Origin of the sequence: Streptomyces sp. NPDC002742 (assembly GCF_042888885.1) — a bacterium.
Taxonomy (GTDB): domain Bacteria; phylum Actinomycetota; class Actinomycetes; order Streptomycetales; family Streptomycetaceae; genus Streptomyces.
In genome coordinates, this window is sequence record NZ_JBIAQF010000006.1 from 207,930 (window position 1) to 223,582 (window position 15,653).

The window sequence follows — 15,653 nt, forward strand, 5'->3', positions numbered from 1 at the left end:
GCTCCGGACTGCCGAGGCTTCAGCCCGCGCTCTGCTCCTCCGCGAGGATGCGGTCGAGCGCCTCGTCGAGGGAGGTGTCGAAACCCGCGAGGGAGCGCTCCTGACCGAGCGGCACCAGCTTGTCCGTCCGGTCGAGAAACGCGACGAGCGGCGCGGCCCCGGACCGGAACAGCGCGTGGTCCCCACCGACCTGAAGCCGGATCAGCACCTCGCCGAACGCCTCCGGGTCGGCCGGAGCGATGTGCACATCGCCGTCACCGCACGGCCTGCCGACTCCGTCGATCAGCAGCTCCCGCCCGAACACCCAGGTCACGGGCGCGTCGCCGGGCAAGTGGAAGGTCAGCCGCACGGCGTACGGATCACCGGTCTCGTATCGCAGCTCGACCGGAATGCGGAAGGACAGCTCCTCGGACACGAGGAAGCTCATCATGACCTCTGCCTGCACCGACTCGCGCATCGCCTACCCCGTCGTTTGCCATCGCCTGGCCAGGAATCATCCCCCTGACACTGCTGGAAATCTTGCTCAACGTGCATGCCGCATTACAAGGAGTGAGTTTTCAGATACTGATAGAGATGGCGAGTGTTCCTAGCAGCCTGCCGACTTCGCTCTGCAACTTCCGTGCCGCGGGCAGCAGTCGGTCGACCTGGTGGGAAGGGAGGGAAAGCGCCACGGCCGCTGCCGAGCTGCCCGCGGTGACCGGGATCGCGGCACAGACCGTGCCCAGCGCGTACTCCTGGCGCTCAGTCACCGGTTCCATCCGCCCCGTCCGTTCCAGGCGTCGCAGCAGCCGATCCTTGTCACGCACCGTGTAAGGAGTGATCGGCTGCACCGGGTAGCGGTCGAGGTGGTCACGCCGGGACTCGTCGTCCAGCTGGGCCAGCAGACACTGGCCGATGGCGTGGGCGTGCCCGGTCTCACGGAAGTCGGCCCACTCCTTGACCGCGGGGTTCGCCGGGGTGTCGGCGACACACATGACCTCGATCTCGCCGTCGCGGTAGACCGCGTAGTACACGGGTGCGCCGAGCGCATCGCGCCAGTGCGCGAGCGTGTCCCTCACCGTGCTGCGACGTTTCTGCTGGGCTCCGCTGCTGCTCAGCCGCTCAGCGGCCTCGCCGAGGAAGAACAGCCCTCTGTCACGGCGCAGATAGCCCTCGTGAACCAGAGTGCGCAGCAGGTGGTACGCGGTCGGCAACGCGAGTCCCGCCTCCCGGGCGAGCTGCTTGGCGGGCGCGCCCTGCTCACGCGAGGCGACGGCCTCCAGCAGACGCATCGCCCGCTGGACCGAGCCGATCAGGGTGGTCGGGTGAGAGTCCAGAGGACCGGCCTCGGGCTCCGCGGGAGGGGTGCGGGCGAGCCGTGCCGTCCCCGCGACCGGGGAGGGCGAACCGCGAGTCACCGACGGCCTGCTGCCCCCGGTGAGCCCTTCCGTCGGCGAGATGCGCCGAGCGGGGGCCTCCACCGTCGGAGTTCGAGGAGGCGCCGGCTCCCTGGGCGGGGCCGGCGAGGTGCGTGAAAGCGGCGGCTCCCCCGGCGAGGTACGCGGCTGGAGCGGTGCAACGCGTGCCGCCGCGGGCGTGCCCGATCGCCGGAAGGGTGGAGCGACTGATGGTGCGGGTGCGGTGTGAACCATGGCCAAGGGGCACTCCGTAGCGCGAGGAGGACCGCCCGTGCGGGGAGACACGGGAGGGGGCTGTGCGCTGCCCGCGGGGTCGACCCCGCGGGTTCCGGACTCTAACCGCCAGTCACCGCTCGCATACGGCCTCGCCGGAAAACTTCCCCCGCCCGAGGGAACCTTGGGTTCCCTTTCCCCTTTTTCCGTTACCTCCCGCCCACCCTCTCGCGCCTCACCAGTCGCTGTGCGAGGAGGAACTCGACATGAACTTCCGCACGATGTAGATCAGCCCGCCGACCAGCGCGACGAAGATGAGCAGCTTGAAGAGCAGGCCGATGAGGAAGCCGACGACGCTCGCTATCAGAGTGCCGAACACCACCAGGGCGATGACCGGCACCGCGACCCACTTCACCCACCACGGCATACCGTTGAAGATCTCTCGCATCGCCCTGTCCTTACCTCTCCTAGCCCGTGGCCCCGACGCCGGGACACTGATTCCGGGTTCTCTGATGTCTCGCATCCGATGCTAGGCCGGAGAGGGGGAGGTGCGGTGGCCTCGCACCCCTTGTCCTCCCCTGACCGTCCCCCTAGGGAACCCTGAGACGCGGGTCAGCTCTCGGGCGGAGAGAACACCACCAGGACCCGCAGGTCCTCCGTGATGTGGTGGAACTTGTGGGCGACCCCCGCGGGTACGTAGACGACGCTGCCCCGCGCAACCTGGGTGGTCTCCAGGCCGACCGTGATCGACGCACGCCCGCTCACCACGAAGTACACCTCGTCCTGAGCGTGCGGCTTCTGCGGATCGAGGCCTCCCGCGTCGAGCGCGTACAGCCCGACCGACATGTTCCGCTCACGCAGAAACTGCAGGTAGGCGCCGTCGTTGGCGGCGCGTTCCGCCTCCAGTTCATCCAGTCGGAATGCCTTCATCGCCCTCGTCCGCTCTTGTGCACCGCAGGCTGTGTCCACAGCCCCTTCTTGCCAGTCGATCTCTCTGCCACGATCAGACACATGAAGAATTTCGTAGTCAAGACGCTCGCCAACGCGGGGGCCCTGGCCGTCGCCGTCTGGCTGCTCGACAAGATCACCCTGACGGGCGACAGCACGGGCAAGAAGATAGCCACGCTCCTCCTCGTCGCACTGGTCTTCGGACTGGTGAACTTCCTGGTCAAGCCGGTCGTGAAGGTGCTGACCTTCCCGCTCTTCATCCTCACGCTCGGCCTGATCACCCTTGTGGTGAACGCCTTGATGCTGCTGCTGACCTCGTGGCTCTCCGACAAACTCGACCTGAGCTTCCACGTGGAGGGCTTCTGGACCGCCGTCCTGGGCGGCCTGATCATCTCGGTCGTCTCCTGGGCGCTCAATGTCGTCCTGCCCGACAACGACTGAGAGAGTCCGATGACCTACCGCGTCTGCTTCGTCTGCACCGGCAACATCTGCCGCTCGCCGATGGCCGAGTCCGTGTTCCGCGCCCATGTCGCGGAAGCCGGACTCGGTGACCTGGTCGAGGTCGACAGCGCGGGCACGGACGGCTGGCACGAGGGCGACGGCGCCGACGAGCGCACCGTCGCCGTGCTGGAAGCGGGCGGCTACGAGAGCGACCACGCGGCCCGGCGGTTCCAGGCCTCGTGGTTCTCCCGGCTCGATCTCGTCATCGCCCTCGACACCGGCCACTTCAAGGCCCTGCGCCGCCTCGCGACCAGTGCCGAGGACGCGGGCAAGGTCCGGCTGTTGCGCTCGTACGACCCGGCCGCATGCGACGACCTGGACGTCCCCGATCCGTATTACGGACATATGGACGGCTTCGAGGAATGTCTTGAGATGGTGGAGGCGGCGAGCCCAGGTCTGCTCGCCGCGGTACGAGAGCAAGTGGGAGGACGAGCGGCATGACGTCAGGGGATTTCGTCACGGCGAACGGTGAGGGCACGGGCCCCTCGGGAGAGAGCGAGGGCACGCGGGTGGCGGAGCCGGGCGACGGCACACGGGCGGTGCGTGCCGGGCTGCCCGAGCCCGTCAAGTACGAGCCGACTCTTCCCGGCCCGGTCTTCGCCGCGCACTTCCATCTGCCCGGTGAGCCCACCGGCCCGTACACCTACGGCCGCGACGAGAACCCGACCTGGACGCTCCTGGAGCGCGCCATCGGCGAGCTGGAGGCACCCGGGCAGGACTCCGTCGAGACGCTCTCCTTCCCCTCCGGCATGGCCGCCATCTCCGCGGTGCTCTTCTCGCAGCTGCGGGCCGGCGACATCGTCGTCCTTCCCGACGACGGCTATCAGGTGCTGCCGCTGGTGCGCGAGCAGCTGACCGCGTACGGCATCGAAGTGCGCACGGCTCCCACCGCCGGCGATGCCCAGCTGGAGGTTCTCGACGGAGCGAAGCTGTTGTGGATCGAGACGCCGTCCAACCCGGGTCTCGATGTCTGCGACCTGCGACGCCTCGTCGCCGCCGCACACGCGCAGGGCACGCTGGTCGCCGTGGACAACACCCTGGCCACCCCGCTCGGACAGCGCCCGCTGGAGCTGGGCGCCGACTTCTCCGTGGCCAGCGGCACCAAGATGCTCACCGGGCACGGCGACATCCTCCTGGGGTACGTCACAGGGCGGGACGCCGCTCTGATGGCTCCCGTACGGCGTTGGCGCAAGGTCGTCGGCGCCATCCCAGGCCCGATGGAGGCCTGGCTGGCCCACCGCTCGCTCGCCACGCTCCAGCTCAGGGCCGACCGGCAGACCGCCACCGCGAGGACGATCGCCGAGGTCCTGCGGGACCGGCCCGAGGTGACGGGGCTGCGCTACCCGGGCCTGCCCGACGACCCCTCGTACAAGATCGCTTCGCAGCAGATGCGTCGCTTCGGATGCGTGGTCTCCTTCACGCTGCCCTCGCGCGAGCGTGCCGAGCGTTTTCTCGACGCGCTGCGCCTGGTGGACGACGCCACCAGCTTCGGCGGGGTGCGGTCCACGGCGGAGCGGCGCGGCCGTTGGGGCGGGGACGCCGTCCCGGAAGGCTTCATCCGCTTCTCCGCCGGCGCCGAGGACCCCGAGGACCTGGTGGCGGACGTGCTGCGGGCACTCGACGTATCCGCGGAATGAGGCGGTCACGGCAGCGGGATCAGTACCTCCGCTACGTATAGCGGACGGTCCGAGCCTCCCCCCTCGTGGCTCGGACCGTCCCGGTTCCGCGCGCGAAGAACCGCGCGAACAAGGCTAGTTGACTATGTGTCAGTGTCCAATCACAGTAGCGACAGCGACCTATCGACTTATTTATAGTTAGGGCTCGCGCGGGGGTGCTGACAGGGGAGGGGCACCATGGACTTGGCCTTGCTGCGCACTTTTGTGACTGTGCACCGGGCCGGTTCCTTCACTCGTGCCGCCGCGCTGCTCGGCCTGTCCCAGCCGGCCGTCACCTCACAGATCCGTACGCTGGAGCGCCAGTTGGGGCGGCCCCTGTTTCTGCGCCAGGCGCGCGGGGTGACCCCCACGACCATGGGCGACGAACTCGCCCACAAGGCGGCGCCGCATCTCGATGCCCTCGTGGAGATAGCCGAGACCGGGCTCGACGAGGACTCTTCCTTTCGCACACTGCATCTCGCGGGGCCACCCGAGTTCACCGCGGAACGGGCCTTGCCCGCTCTCACCGAGCTGACCGGCGACGACGGGCAGGGCTTCGCGCTGCGAGCCTCCTTCGGCAACGCGGAGGAGACGATGGAGGGACTCGCCGCCGGACATCATGATCTGGCCATGACGACGGCCCAGCCACGCGGTGCGCTTCTCACCGCGACTCCGCTCTGCGACGAAGAACATGTGCTGGTCGCCGCTCCGCGCTGGGCCGCCGAAATCGGTCCCGGCAAACTCCGCCGCAAGGGTGCCAACGCTCTCGAGGACTTCCCCATCGTCGAGGTCCATGAGTCGCTGCCGCTCGTCGCCCGCTACTGGGCCTCGGTCTTCGACTGCCGGCCGGCCGCCGCCGGGACGGTTGTCGTCCCGGATCTGCGGGCGGTCCTCGCCTGCGCCACTGCGGGCGCCGGCCTCGCCGTCCTGCCCAAATATCTCTGCTTCGACGCCATCGAGCGCGGAGACGTCGTGGCGCTCCTCGACCCCGCGGTGCCCCCGCTGCGTACGTACTTCCTTGTCGTCCGGACCGGAACGCTGGCGATGCCGCACATCGCCCGAGCCCACGAATGGCTGCTGCGCGCGGCCGCCGACTGGAGCTGAGGGCGGCGCGAACCGGAAGCGCGTGCGCCAATGCGGCAATGCCCGCCGACGAGAACCGAACGGCGGCGGTTCGGGCGAAGCCGGCCCCGGTTTCTCGGCGTCCAGCACGGGCTTCGGGACGTTTCGCGCAGAATCGCGGCTGCACGATGTTTCACGTGGAACCAGCCGGGCCACATTTCTCCCATGACCGTCCGACCCGTGGTCAAGCGCACCGCCCGCGCCGTTCTGCTCGATGGTGACGACCTGATCTTGATCAAGCGCACCAAGCCCGGCGTCGATCCCTACTGGCTGACACCGGGTGGCGGGGTCGAACCGGAGGACACGACCGTCGTCGAAGCACTCCATCGCGAGGTGCACGAAGAACTCGGCGCCAAGATCGTCGATGTGGTGCCCTGCTTCGTCGACACGGTCGAGCACATCGGCGACGACGGCGGAGCGACCGGGGTGAAGGTCCAGCACTTCTTCGTCTGCCGGCTGGAGTCCATGGATCCCGCCCTGCGGCACGGTCCCGAGATGGACGAGCCGTGCGGTGAGTACGAGATCGTCCGCGTCCCGTTCACCCGGGTCGGGATCGCCTCCGTGCACCTCGTACCGCTGTCGCTGAGGCACTACCTCGACGGGAACATCGAGGGCGTACGGGCCATGCACGCACCCGACCTGGGCTGACGCGAAGAGAAATCGCCGGGGGGTCAGTCGCCTGTCGTGACGAGTTCTTCCACCGAGTCATGGCGGATCCGGTCCGACGGGATGCCTATGTCCCTGAGTGCGTCGACAGCGCTGCGGATCATGCCCGGCGGCCCCGAGAGATACGCGTCATACTCGTTCCACGGCCCGTACTCCCGTACGGCGTCCGGCAGCTGGATATGGGCCCGCCGGTCGACGACAGGGCGCACCGAGAGCCAGGGGTGGCTCCGCTGGAGCCGCAGCATGGTGTCGATGTCGTAGAGGTCGAGATCGGTGCGAGCCCCGTAAAAGACCTCGACGGGGCGACGCTCCCCGTGCTCGGCGACGTCCTCGACCAGTGCCTTGATGGGGGCGATGCCGGTGCCGCCGCCCAGACAGAGCAGACCGCTGTCGCTGGCGTGGTCGACGGTCATCGAGCCGGACGGCGGACCGAGCCGGATGACATCGCCGGGCCGGGCGCGGTGCACCAGCGCGTTGGAGACCCAGCCCGCTGGAACCGCCTTCACATGGAGCGCCAGCAGCCCGTCCGGGCGGGGCGCCGAAGCGAAGGAGTAGTGCCGCCAGATCCGTGGCCACCATGGCGTCTCCAGGCTTGTGTACTGCCCGGCGAGAAACGGGTACGGCTGGTCGGGCCGGACCGTGATGACCGCGACGTCCGGCGTCCTCAGGTCGTGGGACACCACCTCGGCGAACCACCAGGCCGGAGCGCGCAGCTCGTCGGCGGCAGCCGCGTTGATCATGACCTGGGAGATCGTCGTGTACGTGCGGACCCAGGCCGCTTCCGTCTCGGCGTCCCAGACCGCCGGGGCATACCGGCCGAGCGAGCCGACGAGACACTCACCGACAGCCGGGTAGTGCTCGGGCCGGGTGCCGTACTTGCGGTGTCCCCGGCCGAGGTTCTCCAGATACGCGACGAGGACCTCGGTGTTGTCGATGTGCTCGGCCGCGGTCAGCAGCGCCTTGAGCAGCCGGTCCCGCTGGATGTCCATCGCGGCGGGGAAGAGCGGGCGCAGTTCCGGGTGCCGCACGAAAAGCAGAGCGTAGAAGTAGGAGGTGACTTTGTCGGCGATGTGAGCGATCTCGGCCATGGTCCTGCGGACCAGCACGGCGTCGGCGGACACCTCGGGAGCGGGCACGGGCTGCCGGCCCGTCACAAGAGGCTCAGGAGGGGCGTCAGGCCGAGGAGGACCATGGTGGGGCTGCGGGGACCTGTGCTCGGGCGCGGAGGCCCCTGAAGCCCGCAGAGAGCCGAACTCCGTCTGTCCGGGGCTCGATCGAGGACGCACGGCTTCGTGGGCGGGCTCCGGCTCGAAGTGCCGCATCTCGGACGGCGCCGGCGGAAGAAAGCGAGTCACGGGCGATACCGGCTCGGCCCGCAGGGGCTCGGGAAACCGCGTTCCAGGGGACGCCGCCTCGTGCGGGCGCATCTCGCCGGCTGTTGTCCCATGAGTCCCCGTCTCCGTGAGGGCTGTCCCGTGCAGCACCGGTGCCGCCCCACCAGGGGCCATGGGTGCTTCGGCGACCGGGGATATTCGTTCCTGCTGGGGTGTTCGCTGTTCGGCCTCCTCGGGGGTTCCCTGTCCGGAAGCCGCTTGCTCGCGGACGGCTTGGCCCGGCTGCCCCTGCGCCCTGGACGAGCGTCCCACCGGGCGCATCGCGGCCAGTCTCCGGCCGTCCGACGACTCCTGGTCCCCGACAGGAGTCGGCGGCTCGTTGCGCGGCGTGAACCAGCCGCCCCCGTCGTTGCCGCCTGAAATACCGTTGCCGGCCGACGTGGTGGTCGGAGCGTCCATGGTCTGCCTCGCCTCGAACATCTTTCGGTCCGTCTGCGCACCTCCTCGGTCGGAAGATGCCTGCTTTCCCCCGCAGCCGCTCTGCTTCCCTTCCGATTCAGTCCTCGACAGCCCCAATGCGGCCCACGTTGAAGCCGATGCCCACCGCGTACGAACATGTGAGGCGAGAGTGCGGCATTCGCCGCGGCGCCCTCTTCGAGCATCGCAGTCCGGGTCGACGCCCGGCCGCATAACGGAAAATGCGGGTTTTCGATCTTCCCGTCCCGTTACGCTGCTATGGCCTGCGTTGCCATTCACCCGAACCATGCATGACGTGACCGCATCTCGGCCGACGCGAACCGGAGTCGAACGGCCCGGCAGTAGCTCTCGGCACCGGTGCCCTCTTCCCTCAGGGCGAAAGACCGGGAGACCAGCTCGCCGAATCCTCAATCACCGGGTGCGACATGCCAATTGATAGGCGGCGCAGAGGTCCCGCCCCACGTAGGAGTGGGTGGCGAGGCCGCGCAGATGCCGGTCCGCATTGACCGCGACGGACACCGGTACAACGCCGAAAAGATCCTTGTCCGAGAGGGAGTCGCCATAGGCGACACAGTCGCCCCGACTCACCCCGAACTCTGTACAGAGCCGGTCCGCGATCTGTACCTTCGCCGCGGCACTGAGAACGCCTGCCGGGTCCAACGGCTCCGTGAACGGGACGGCGGGAAAGTGCGAGCCATGGGCCGCGTGCGCACCCCACGAGATCAGGCGCTCCACAAAGAAGGAGGGCGACAGTGAGACCACGGCACAGTAGTCGCCGTTACGCCGGATCTCCCTCCAGACATCTTCGATCCCTGACATCCAGGGCGCACCTTCAAAAGCCGCCGCCACATGCGCCTCGGTGAGTTTCGTCCAGAGCGCATGCACCTGCGTCGCATACTCCGGGGGGCCTATGTGCCCCAGGGAGATGGCCCTTTCGAGCGCCATGGTCTCGGCTTCCAGCCCAAGCTGCCGGGAAATCTCCAACGGCGCGGTGCTGCGGTGGATCAACGTCCCGTCGAGATCGAAGAGATGAAGTCTCGCCATGTCCGTCGAGGCTACTGGGGCAGCCGACGCTCAAGGGCGAGGTTTCACGTGAAACAGCGTCCGCTTCACTGCTGCCGCCGCAGAACCTGGCCGAAAGCTGATAGCACTGCCGGGAAAGCGGTGGACGGCAGGGGCCCGTGTCGGACAGCCTGACCTGCGTGTCGACACCTTCCCTCATCGCTCTGCCCGTCCGCCGTCTGACGCCTCGCGACCTCGCCGACTGCGCCGACCTGTCCCAGGACCGGGGCTGGCCCCGCGAGGAGTACAAGTGGGGTCTACTGCTCGCCGCAGGGACCGGATACGGGATCGATGACCCGGCCGGTGGTCTCGTCGCCGCATGTGTGGTGACCGAATACGGACCGAGTGAGTGCCCCGAACTGGGTGCGATCGGCATGGTCCTCGTCGCCGAGCGGCACGCCCGCCAGGGCGTCGGCCGCCGTCTGATGCGGCACGTCGTCGAGGAGATGGGCACCACCCCGCTGACCCTGCACGCGACCGTGTACGGGCGCCCGCTCTACGAGGAATTGGGATTCAAGGTCACCGGCCGGGCCGAGACGGTCCGTGGGGTGTTCGCTCCCGGCGGCCCTGACCCCGAGGTCTTCATCCGGCCGGCGACCGCGGAGGATCTCGTCCCCATCCTCCAGCTGGACGAAGAGGTCTTCGGCACCGACCGCACTCACATGATCACGCGGCTGCCCGCCTTCGCGGACCAGCTGTGCGTGGCCGAGGAGAACAGCCAGATCATCGGCTACGCGGCCGCCTGGCCCAACATGGCCGACCAGGTCGTGGGCCCACTGATCGCCCGGGACACGGACACGGCGAAGGCTCTCGTGTCCTCGCTCGCCGCCCACACCGACCGTCGACTGCGCACCGACGTCGACATGCGCCACGAAGACCTGCTGATCTGGCTGAAGCAACGCGGGCTGGCCTCCACCGGGTTCAACACGGTCATGACGTACGGGATCCCGGAACTGCCCGGCGACTGGACCCGCCGCTTCGCGCCGCTGACCGTGGCCGCAGGCTAAGGGCTGTCCCAGGGCTCCCGACGGCTTCCACGGAAGAAGCGCCGGTCCCCGCGGCACGTGGGGGACCGGCGCTCCTGGACTGTCCTACTCCTGGCGGACGCCGCGACCGCCGAGCGTCAGACGAGCGATTCGACAGCGGCGAGGGCGAAGCCGTGGTCCTGGTCCGGCATACCGCCACCGACCCCGATCGCACCGATCAGACGGCCGTCGCGGCGAACCGGAACGCCGCCCGCGATGAACAGCAGGGGGCGGTCGAGCGCGGTGGGCAAGGTGTGGAAGAGACCGCCGGGCTGCACGGCGTCGACGAGATCGGCAGTGGCCGAATTCAACTGGAGTGCCGTGTACGCCTTGCGCGTGCTGGTCTCTCCCGATATCAGCACAGCCTGGTCGTCGCGCCGGAAGGCGAGCAGGTGGCCGCCCGCGTCAAGGACGGTGGCGCTGATCCGGACACCGGCGGCTTCGGCGGCCCGACGGGCCGCGGTGACGAGAACCTCGGCGTCCTCGATGGTCAGGGGGGCAACGGCGGTGGTGCTGCTCATCAGGGTTTCTCCTTGTGGGGGCGTGCGGTGTCGAGTCGGGGACGTGCTGGATCGAGGCGCTGCGGAAACCGCCCTTGGTTCCGCAGCGGACCGATCCCGGTCAGTGATGGACGGCGGTCCGCTGTTCGGCGGGGGCACCCCCGGCGACCACGGCGCTGGGCCGAGCCGTGCGGCGCTCCAGAGCGGCCGAGAGGACGGCCAGGACGAGTGCGCTCGCGGCGAGGGCCGCACCGACCCAGTCGGGAGCGGTGTAGCCGAGACCGGCCGCGATGACGACGCCGCCGAGCCAGGCCGAGAGGGCATTTCCGAGGTTGAAGGCACCGATGTTCACGGCCGAGGCCAGAGTGGGGGCGCCGTGCGCCTGGTCGAGAACGCGCTTCTGCAGGGGAGGCACGGTCGCGAAGCCCAGAGCGCCGATCAGGGCGATCGTGACAGCCGCCAGGATCTTGTTGTGCGCTGTGACGGTGAAGAGGGCGAGCACGACGGCGAGACCGCCCAGAGACACGTACAGCATCGGCATCAGCGCGCGGTCGGCGAACTTGCCGCCGATCAGATTCCCTCCCACCATGCCGAGGCCGAAGAGGACCAGCAGCCACGTGACGGATCCGTCGGCGAAACCGGCGACGTGGGTCATCATCGGCGCGATGTATGTGACGGCCGCGAAGACGCCGCCGAAACCGAGCACGGTCATCCCCATCGCGAGCAGGACCTGGACGTTCTTGAAGACGGCCAGTTCGTGGCGCAGACGCACTCCCTCCGGCTTCGGCGTCTCCGGGACCAGCCTGGCGATGCCCAGCAGCCCGATGACCCCGAGTGCGGCGACTCCCGCGAACGTGACGCGCCAACCGGCGGACTGTCCGATCAGCGTGCCCAGCGGGACACCCACGACATTGGCGATCGTGAGCCCGCTGAACATCATCGCGATGGCGCCGGCCTTCTTCTCCGGTGCGACCAGCTCGGCGGCGGCCACCGACCCGATGCCGAAGAAGGCGCCGTGTGCGAGGGAGGTCACCACCCGGCCCGCGAACATCAGCCAGAAGACCGGGGCGACGGCGGAGATCAGATTGCCGAGGACGAACAGCCCCATCAACACCATGAGCATCCGCTTGCGGGACACCTTCGTGCCGAGCGCGGTCATGATCGGCGCGCCGATCACCACACCGAGGGCATAGCCGGTCACCAGCAGTCCGGCTGTGGGGATGGAGACCCCGAAGTCACCGGCGACCTCGGGCAGGACGCCCATGATCACGAACTCGGTCGTTCCGATTCCGAAGGCCCCGATCGCGAGGGCCAGAAGCGCGAGAGGCATGGTGGGGTACACCTTCCAGAAGATTGCAGAGGCGCTTTGCCTGCGTTCACAATAGTTGCAGACGCGGGCTACATGCAACTGCGGGCTATTGCGCCCGTGCTCTATCCTGGTTCTCAGCCGCTCCGGGACGGAGGAAATGCCATGACAGCCACGGACCCCGCGCTCACCGCCCTAGCTCAGGGCTGGTGCGCCCTCTCCTTGCTCCACGGGAGGATCGAGGCCCATATCGAGCGGGCCCTGCAGTCCGAGCACGGGCTCAGCGTGCGCGAGTACTCTCTGCTCGACGTGCTCAGCCGACAGCACGACGGCGACGGCGGCCATCTCCAGATGAAACAGGTCGCTGACGCGGTCGTGCTCAGCCAGAGCGCCACCACACGCCTGGTGACCCGCCTCGAGGACCGAGGCCTGCTCGCCAGGTATCTCTGCCCGACCGACCGGCGCGGCATCTACACGAATGTCAGCGAGGCGGGACTGAAGCTCCTCGCCCAGGCACGGCCCACCAATGACGCCGCCCTGCGCGAGGCACTCGACGACGCGGCGAAGAGCCCTGAACTGGCGCCGCTGGTCCGGGTCGTGGAGTCGGCGAGCGCGCCTGCGCACGCCATGCCCTCAGTGGGCGTGCCCTCGTAGAGTGCGCTCATGGCAGATCTTGAAATGCGAGCCGCTGTCGCCGACGACGTGCCCGCGATTGTCGCGATGCTGGCCGACGACCCGCTGGGTGCTCAACGGGAATCACCCGGCGATCTGACCCCGTACCTGAGCGCCCTGGACCGTCTCATCCGTGACCCGAACCAGCACCTGGTGGTCGCCGTGCGCGAAGGCCGTGTCGTCGGCACCCTGCAGCTCACCGTGATTCCCGGACTGTCCCGCAAAGGAGCGACGCGTTCCGTCATCGAGGCCGTACGCATCCACGCCGACGAGCGCGGCAGTGGTCTCGGGACGGAGCTCATCGAGTGGGCGGTCGCGGAATCGCGCCGCCAGGACTGCCAGTTGGTCCAGTTGACCTCCGACGCCTCCCGCACAGACGCGCATCGCTTCTACGAGCGACTCGGCTTCGAGGCCTCACACGTCGGTTTCAAGCTCCAGCTCTGACGCGGCCACGTTCGCTCCGTCGGGCGGGAGAGGCTCGTCTGCGGCCTGTTTCACGTGAAACGGGCCGCAGACCCGGTCCGGTGGCTCCTACTGGACTCCTCGCCAGCCTCCCGGATCCACCCCACCGGGCACAGGAGCCTGCTCGTCGTACGGCTGCCGTGTGAACACGAACGACCCGAGGTCCAGATGACTCACCGCGCCGTCGGGCCGTCGTACGGGCCGCAGAAGCTCGCCGGCGTAGTAGCCGTCGAGCCCCGTCCACGTCCCGTCGCCGTTCGCCCGGAAGCGAGCACCCCGGCCGGCGCCCGAAAGCGGGCCCAGCACCAGCCCCCCATCGGCCGGCAGCCGCAGCCCGAAGACCTGAGTCCCCCAGTGCCACTCCCCTGCCAACTCCAGCGCTTCCTGGTCGACTTCAGTCATCGGGCGCCAGGGTTCGGGGATACGCGGCTCCGCCTCCGCGACGATCCGCACCAGATCGGCGGCCACGGTGAACACAGGCGGCCCCGAGGTGCAATTGGACAGCACCACCGCTGCCACGTCGTCCTCGACACTGATCACCAATCCGGCGAGGAAGCCCGGCAGGGAACCGGAGTGCCCTACGAGGGTTCGGCCGTCACGGTGCATGATCTGCAGGGCGAGCCCGTAAGCGAAGCCCGAGGCCAGTTCCGCGGCCTCGGGAGGCGCGGCAGGCACGTGCATCTCCCTGACGGACTCCGCACTCAGCACCCGATCGTCACCCTGGGCGAGAAAGACGGCGAAGCGGGCCAGGTCACCTGTGGTGGACCAGAGCTGCCCTGCCGGAGCCATCCGTCCGAGGTCCTCGGCGGGCTCGGGCATCATCGCGTCCGCCCATGGGTGGACCGCCCATCCCCCCGCGTGGGGCGCGTGCGCGCGAGCGCTCGTGCGGTGCAGGCCGAGCGGTTCGAGGACCTCGCGGCGCAGCACTTCCTCCCAGGGTGCGCCTCGCAATTCCTCGACGAGTGCTCCGAGCAACGTATAGCCGGGGTTCGAGTAGTGGTATCGGCGTCCGACCGGATGCCGGAAGGGCTGCTCGCCCAGCACGTCGGCCAGTTCGGGACGCAGCCAGCCTGGTGTGCGCTCCCACCAGGGCGCGGGTGACTCGGCGGCCAACCCTCCGGTGTGGGACAGCAGTTGGGAGATGGTGACCTCGCCCACGCCGGTGCCGGGCACGTGCTTCTCCAGCGGGTCACCGAGGTCCAGGAGACCCTCGTCGCGCAGCCGCAGCACGAGAACGGCGGTGAAGGTCTTGGTGATGGAGCCGATCCGGTACTGGACGTTCTCGTCCGGTCCGTGACCCTCCACCGAGGTGCGCGCTCCGTTCCATACGGTTTTCCCGCCCCGGACCACCGTCGCCACGAGCGACGGCGCCCGCCCGTCGCTCTGCGCGACGGCAATGCGGTGCAGCAGGGCCCGGCGCGTGCCGGGAAGCAGATCATCGTGGGGTGTCGTCATGGCACCAGTCCACCCGCCCCGGCGCCGAACGTCGAGCGGCATGTGAGCTCAGATCGCGCACCGATGAGTTTCCCGCGCCGCGCCGGTCTGTACGCGTGAGACCGACTCACGGAAGGCTGGTGCCATGCGGAAACTGATCTACGGCATGAACCTGACCCTGGACGGCTACATCGCCGCGCCCGGCGACGACATCGGCTGGAGCGTGCCGAGCGAGGAGCTGTTCCAGTTTTGGTCCGGCCAGTTGCAGGCGACCGACCTGTCGCTGTACGGGCGCAAGCTGTGGCAGACGATGAGCTCCTACTGGCCGACCGGCGACCAGCAGCCCAACGCCACCCCGGCGGAGATCGAGTTCGCGCGCCGCTGGCGGGACATGTCGAAGGTGGTGTTCTCCTCGACGACCGACAAGGTCGACTGGAACACCCGCCTGGTCACCGGTGACGCGGTCGCCGAGATCACCCGGCTCAAGGCCGAGGACGGCGGCCCGATGGACATCGGCGGCGCGACGCTCGCCGGGGCGGCCATGCGGGCCGGGCTGATTGACGAGTACGTGCTGGCCACCGCACCGGTCCTGGTGGGCGGCGGCACGCCGTTCTTCGCCGCTCTGGACAACTGGGTGAACCTGAACCTGGTGGAGACGCAGGCGTTTCCCTGCGGCGTGATTCTGACCAGGTACGAGACGAGGCGCTGAGCGCCCGTCCGGGAGTCACGCACCCGCCCTGGGTGACCCGGACTATCGCCCGAGCCACCCGAACGAGTGAAGCCCCTGAACTGCAAGTCTCATGACAGTGGCAATGCTGCCATCCATCTGCCGACTGCCGTGAGATTCCGCCAAGGCCTTTGAGACCCGACGGGCGCCGG

Annotated in this window: 18 protein-coding genes; 9 read left to right on the plus strand and 9 right to left on the minus strand. The window is 68.8% G+C overall.

Annotated features, from left to right (window positions below):
* Positions 1–19: 19 nt before the first annotated feature.
* The 4 genes from ACFYW8_RS12600 to ACFYW8_RS12615 form a co-directional block, all read right to left on the minus strand.
* Positions 20–457, minus strand: coding sequence for an SsgA family sporulation/cell division regulator (locus ACFYW8_RS12600; RefSeq protein ID WP_261703767.1), 438 nt, complete (start codon positions 455–457; stop codon positions 20–22).
* 100 nt (positions 458–557) lie between these two features.
* Positions 558–1,295 carry an IclR family transcriptional regulator gene (locus tag ACFYW8_RS12605; protein ID WP_389072528.1) on the minus strand — a complete coding sequence of 246 codons (738 nt, stop codon included), beginning with the start codon at positions 1,293–1,295 and terminating at the stop codon, positions 558–560.
* 550 nt (positions 1,296–1,845) lie between these two features.
* Positions 1,846–2,058, minus strand: a complete 213-nt coding sequence (locus ACFYW8_RS12610) for a DUF5326 family protein (protein ID WP_365869376.1) — start codon at positions 2,056–2,058, stop codon at positions 1,846–1,848.
* A gap of 164 nt (positions 2,059–2,222) precedes the next feature.
* The gene (locus tag ACFYW8_RS12615) at positions 2,223–2,540 is read right to left on the minus strand and encodes a cupin domain-containing protein (RefSeq protein WP_261703765.1); all 318 of its coding nucleotides are present in this window, start codon (positions 2,538–2,540) and stop codon (positions 2,223–2,225) included.
* 81 nt (positions 2,541–2,621) lie between these two features.
* Between ACFYW8_RS12615 and ACFYW8_RS12620 the strand changes: the two genes are divergently transcribed.
* From ACFYW8_RS12620 to ACFYW8_RS12640, 5 genes are all read left to right on the plus strand, one after another.
* The gene (locus ACFYW8_RS12620) at positions 2,622–2,999 is read left to right on the plus strand and encodes a phage holin family protein (RefSeq protein WP_389071762.1); all 378 of its coding nucleotides are present in this window, start codon (positions 2,622–2,624) and stop codon (positions 2,997–2,999) included.
* Between the two features lie 9 nt (positions 3,000–3,008).
* A complete protein-coding gene (locus ACFYW8_RS12625) occupies positions 3,009–3,500 on the plus strand; it encodes a low molecular weight protein-tyrosine-phosphatase (RefSeq protein ID WP_365869374.1) in 492 nt (163 codons plus the stop codon).
* Positions 3,497–4,696 (plus strand): cystathionine gamma-lyase, encoded by a 1,200-nt coding sequence (locus tag ACFYW8_RS12630; protein WP_365869373.1) that lies wholly within the window; start codon positions 3,497–3,499, stop codon positions 4,694–4,696. Before ACFYW8_RS12625 ends, ACFYW8_RS12630 begins: the two co-directional genes overlap by 4 nt.
* A gap of 216 nt (positions 4,697–4,912) precedes the next feature.
* Entirely contained in the window at positions 4,913–5,818 is a 906-nt protein-coding gene (locus ACFYW8_RS12635; RefSeq protein WP_389071767.1) for a LysR family transcriptional regulator, read from the plus strand.
* Between the two features lie 183 nt (positions 5,819–6,001).
* Entirely contained in the window at positions 6,002–6,484 is a 483-nt protein-coding gene (locus ACFYW8_RS12640; RefSeq protein ID WP_365869371.1) for an NUDIX hydrolase, read from the plus strand.
* A gap of 23 nt (positions 6,485–6,507) precedes the next feature.
* Here the strand turns inward: ACFYW8_RS12640 and ACFYW8_RS12645 are convergent, their stop codons facing one another.
* Positions 6,508–8,295, minus strand: a complete 1,788-nt coding sequence (locus ACFYW8_RS12645; protein WP_389072534.1) for a globin domain-containing protein — start codon at positions 8,293–8,295, stop codon at positions 6,508–6,510.
* A 429-nt stretch (positions 8,296–8,724) separates the two neighbouring features.
* Positions 8,725–9,357: an HAD family hydrolase gene (locus ACFYW8_RS12650; RefSeq protein WP_389071774.1), complete on the minus strand. Its 633-nt coding sequence runs from the start codon at positions 9,355–9,357 to the stop codon at positions 8,725–8,727.
* A gap of 158 nt (positions 9,358–9,515) precedes the next feature.
* On the opposite strand from ACFYW8_RS12650, the gene ACFYW8_RS12655 reads away from it, so the two are divergent.
* Complete coding sequence (locus ACFYW8_RS12655) at positions 9,516–10,382, plus strand: GNAT family N-acetyltransferase (protein ID WP_389071779.1); 867 nt, start codon at positions 9,516–9,518, stop codon at positions 10,380–10,382.
* Between the two features lie 116 nt (positions 10,383–10,498).
* Here the strand turns inward: ACFYW8_RS12655 and ACFYW8_RS12660 are convergent, their stop codons facing one another.
* Together ACFYW8_RS12660 and ACFYW8_RS12665 are read right to left on the minus strand one after the other, a co-directional pair.
* Positions 10,499–10,921 carry a heme-binding protein gene (locus ACFYW8_RS12660; RefSeq protein WP_365869368.1) on the minus strand — a complete coding sequence of 141 codons (423 nt, stop codon included), beginning with the start codon at positions 10,919–10,921 and terminating at the stop codon, positions 10,499–10,501.
* Between the two features lie 100 nt (positions 10,922–11,021).
* Entirely contained in the window at positions 11,022–12,230 is a 1,209-nt protein-coding gene (locus ACFYW8_RS12665; RefSeq protein ID WP_389071784.1) for an MFS transporter, read from the minus strand.
* A gap of 141 nt (positions 12,231–12,371) precedes the next feature.
* On the opposite strand from ACFYW8_RS12665, the gene ACFYW8_RS12670 reads away from it, so the two are divergent.
* Together ACFYW8_RS12670 and ACFYW8_RS12675 are read left to right on the plus strand one after the other, a co-directional pair.
* Positions 12,372–12,860, plus strand: coding sequence for a MarR family winged helix-turn-helix transcriptional regulator (locus ACFYW8_RS12670; RefSeq protein WP_389071789.1), 489 nt, complete (start codon positions 12,372–12,374; stop codon positions 12,858–12,860).
* A 9-nt stretch (positions 12,861–12,869) separates the two neighbouring features.
* Complete coding sequence (locus tag ACFYW8_RS12675; protein WP_365869365.1) at positions 12,870–13,322, plus strand: GNAT family N-acetyltransferase; 453 nt, start codon at positions 12,870–12,872, stop codon at positions 13,320–13,322.
* Between the two features lie 87 nt (positions 13,323–13,409).
* Here ACFYW8_RS12675 and ACFYW8_RS12680 read toward each other — a convergent pair whose 3' ends face one another.
* Complete coding sequence (locus tag ACFYW8_RS12680) at positions 13,410–14,795, minus strand: serine hydrolase domain-containing protein (protein ID WP_389071797.1); 1,386 nt, start codon at positions 14,793–14,795, stop codon at positions 13,410–13,412.
* 124 nt (positions 14,796–14,919) lie between these two features.
* Between ACFYW8_RS12680 and ACFYW8_RS12685 the strand changes: the two genes are divergently transcribed.
* Positions 14,920–15,483: a dihydrofolate reductase family protein gene (locus ACFYW8_RS12685; protein WP_389071801.1), complete on the plus strand. Its 564-nt coding sequence runs from the start codon at positions 14,920–14,922 to the stop codon at positions 15,481–15,483.
* Positions 15,484–15,653: the final 170 nt, after the last annotated feature.

Bases quoted from the DNA above. Each gene is read 5' to 3' on its own strand.
- ACFYW8_RS12615 (WP_261703765.1), bottom strand. From the start codon at position 2,540: ATGAAGGCATTCCGACTGGATGAACTGGAGGCGGAACGCGCCGCCAAC.
- ACFYW8_RS12665 (WP_389071784.1), bottom strand. From the start codon at position 12,230: ATGCCTCTCGCGCTTCTGGCCCTCGCGATCGGGGCCTTCGGAATCGGA.
- ACFYW8_RS12635 (WP_389071767.1), top strand. From the start codon at position 4,913: ATGGACTTGGCCTTGCTGCGCACTTTTGTGACTGTGCACCGGGCCGGT.
- ACFYW8_RS12625 (WP_365869374.1), top strand. From the start codon at position 3,009: ATGACCTACCGCGTCTGCTTCGTCTGCACCGGCAACATCTGCCGCTCG.
- ACFYW8_RS12620 (WP_389071762.1), top strand. From the start codon at position 2,622: ATGAAGAATTTCGTAGTCAAGACGCTCGCCAACGCGGGGGCCCTGGCC.
- ACFYW8_RS12610 (WP_365869376.1), bottom strand. From the start codon at position 2,058: ATGCGAGAGATCTTCAACGGTATGCCGTGGTGGGTGAAGTGGGTCGCG.
- ACFYW8_RS12630 (WP_365869373.1), top strand. From the start codon at position 3,497: ATGACGTCAGGGGATTTCGTCACGGCGAACGGTGAGGGCACGGGCCCC.
- ACFYW8_RS12645 (WP_389072534.1), bottom strand. From the start codon at position 8,295: ATGGACGCTCCGACCACCACGTCGGCCGGCAACGGTATTTCAGGCGGC.
- ACFYW8_RS12685 (WP_389071801.1), top strand. From the start codon at position 14,920: ATGCGGAAACTGATCTACGGCATGAACCTGACCCTGGACGGCTACATC.
- ACFYW8_RS12650 (WP_389071774.1), bottom strand. From the start codon at position 9,357: ATGGCGAGACTTCATCTCTTCGATCTCGACGGGACGTTGATCCACCGC.
- ACFYW8_RS12640 (WP_365869371.1), top strand. From the start codon at position 6,002: ATGACCGTCCGACCCGTGGTCAAGCGCACCGCCCGCGCCGTTCTGCTC.
- ACFYW8_RS12660 (WP_365869368.1), bottom strand. From the start codon at position 10,921: ATGAGCAGCACCACCGCCGTTGCCCCCCTGACCATCGAGGACGCCGAG.
- ACFYW8_RS12680 (WP_389071797.1), bottom strand. From the start codon at position 14,795: ATGACGACACCCCACGATGATCTGCTTCCCGGCACGCGCCGGGCCCTG.
- ACFYW8_RS12600 (WP_261703767.1), bottom strand. From the start codon at position 457: ATGCGCGAGTCGGTGCAGGCAGAGGTCATGATGAGCTTCCTCGTGTCC.
- ACFYW8_RS12675 (WP_365869365.1), top strand. From the start codon at position 12,870: ATGGCAGATCTTGAAATGCGAGCCGCTGTCGCCGACGACGTGCCCGCG.
- ACFYW8_RS12670 (WP_389071789.1), top strand. From the start codon at position 12,372: ATGACAGCCACGGACCCCGCGCTCACCGCCCTAGCTCAGGGCTGGTGC.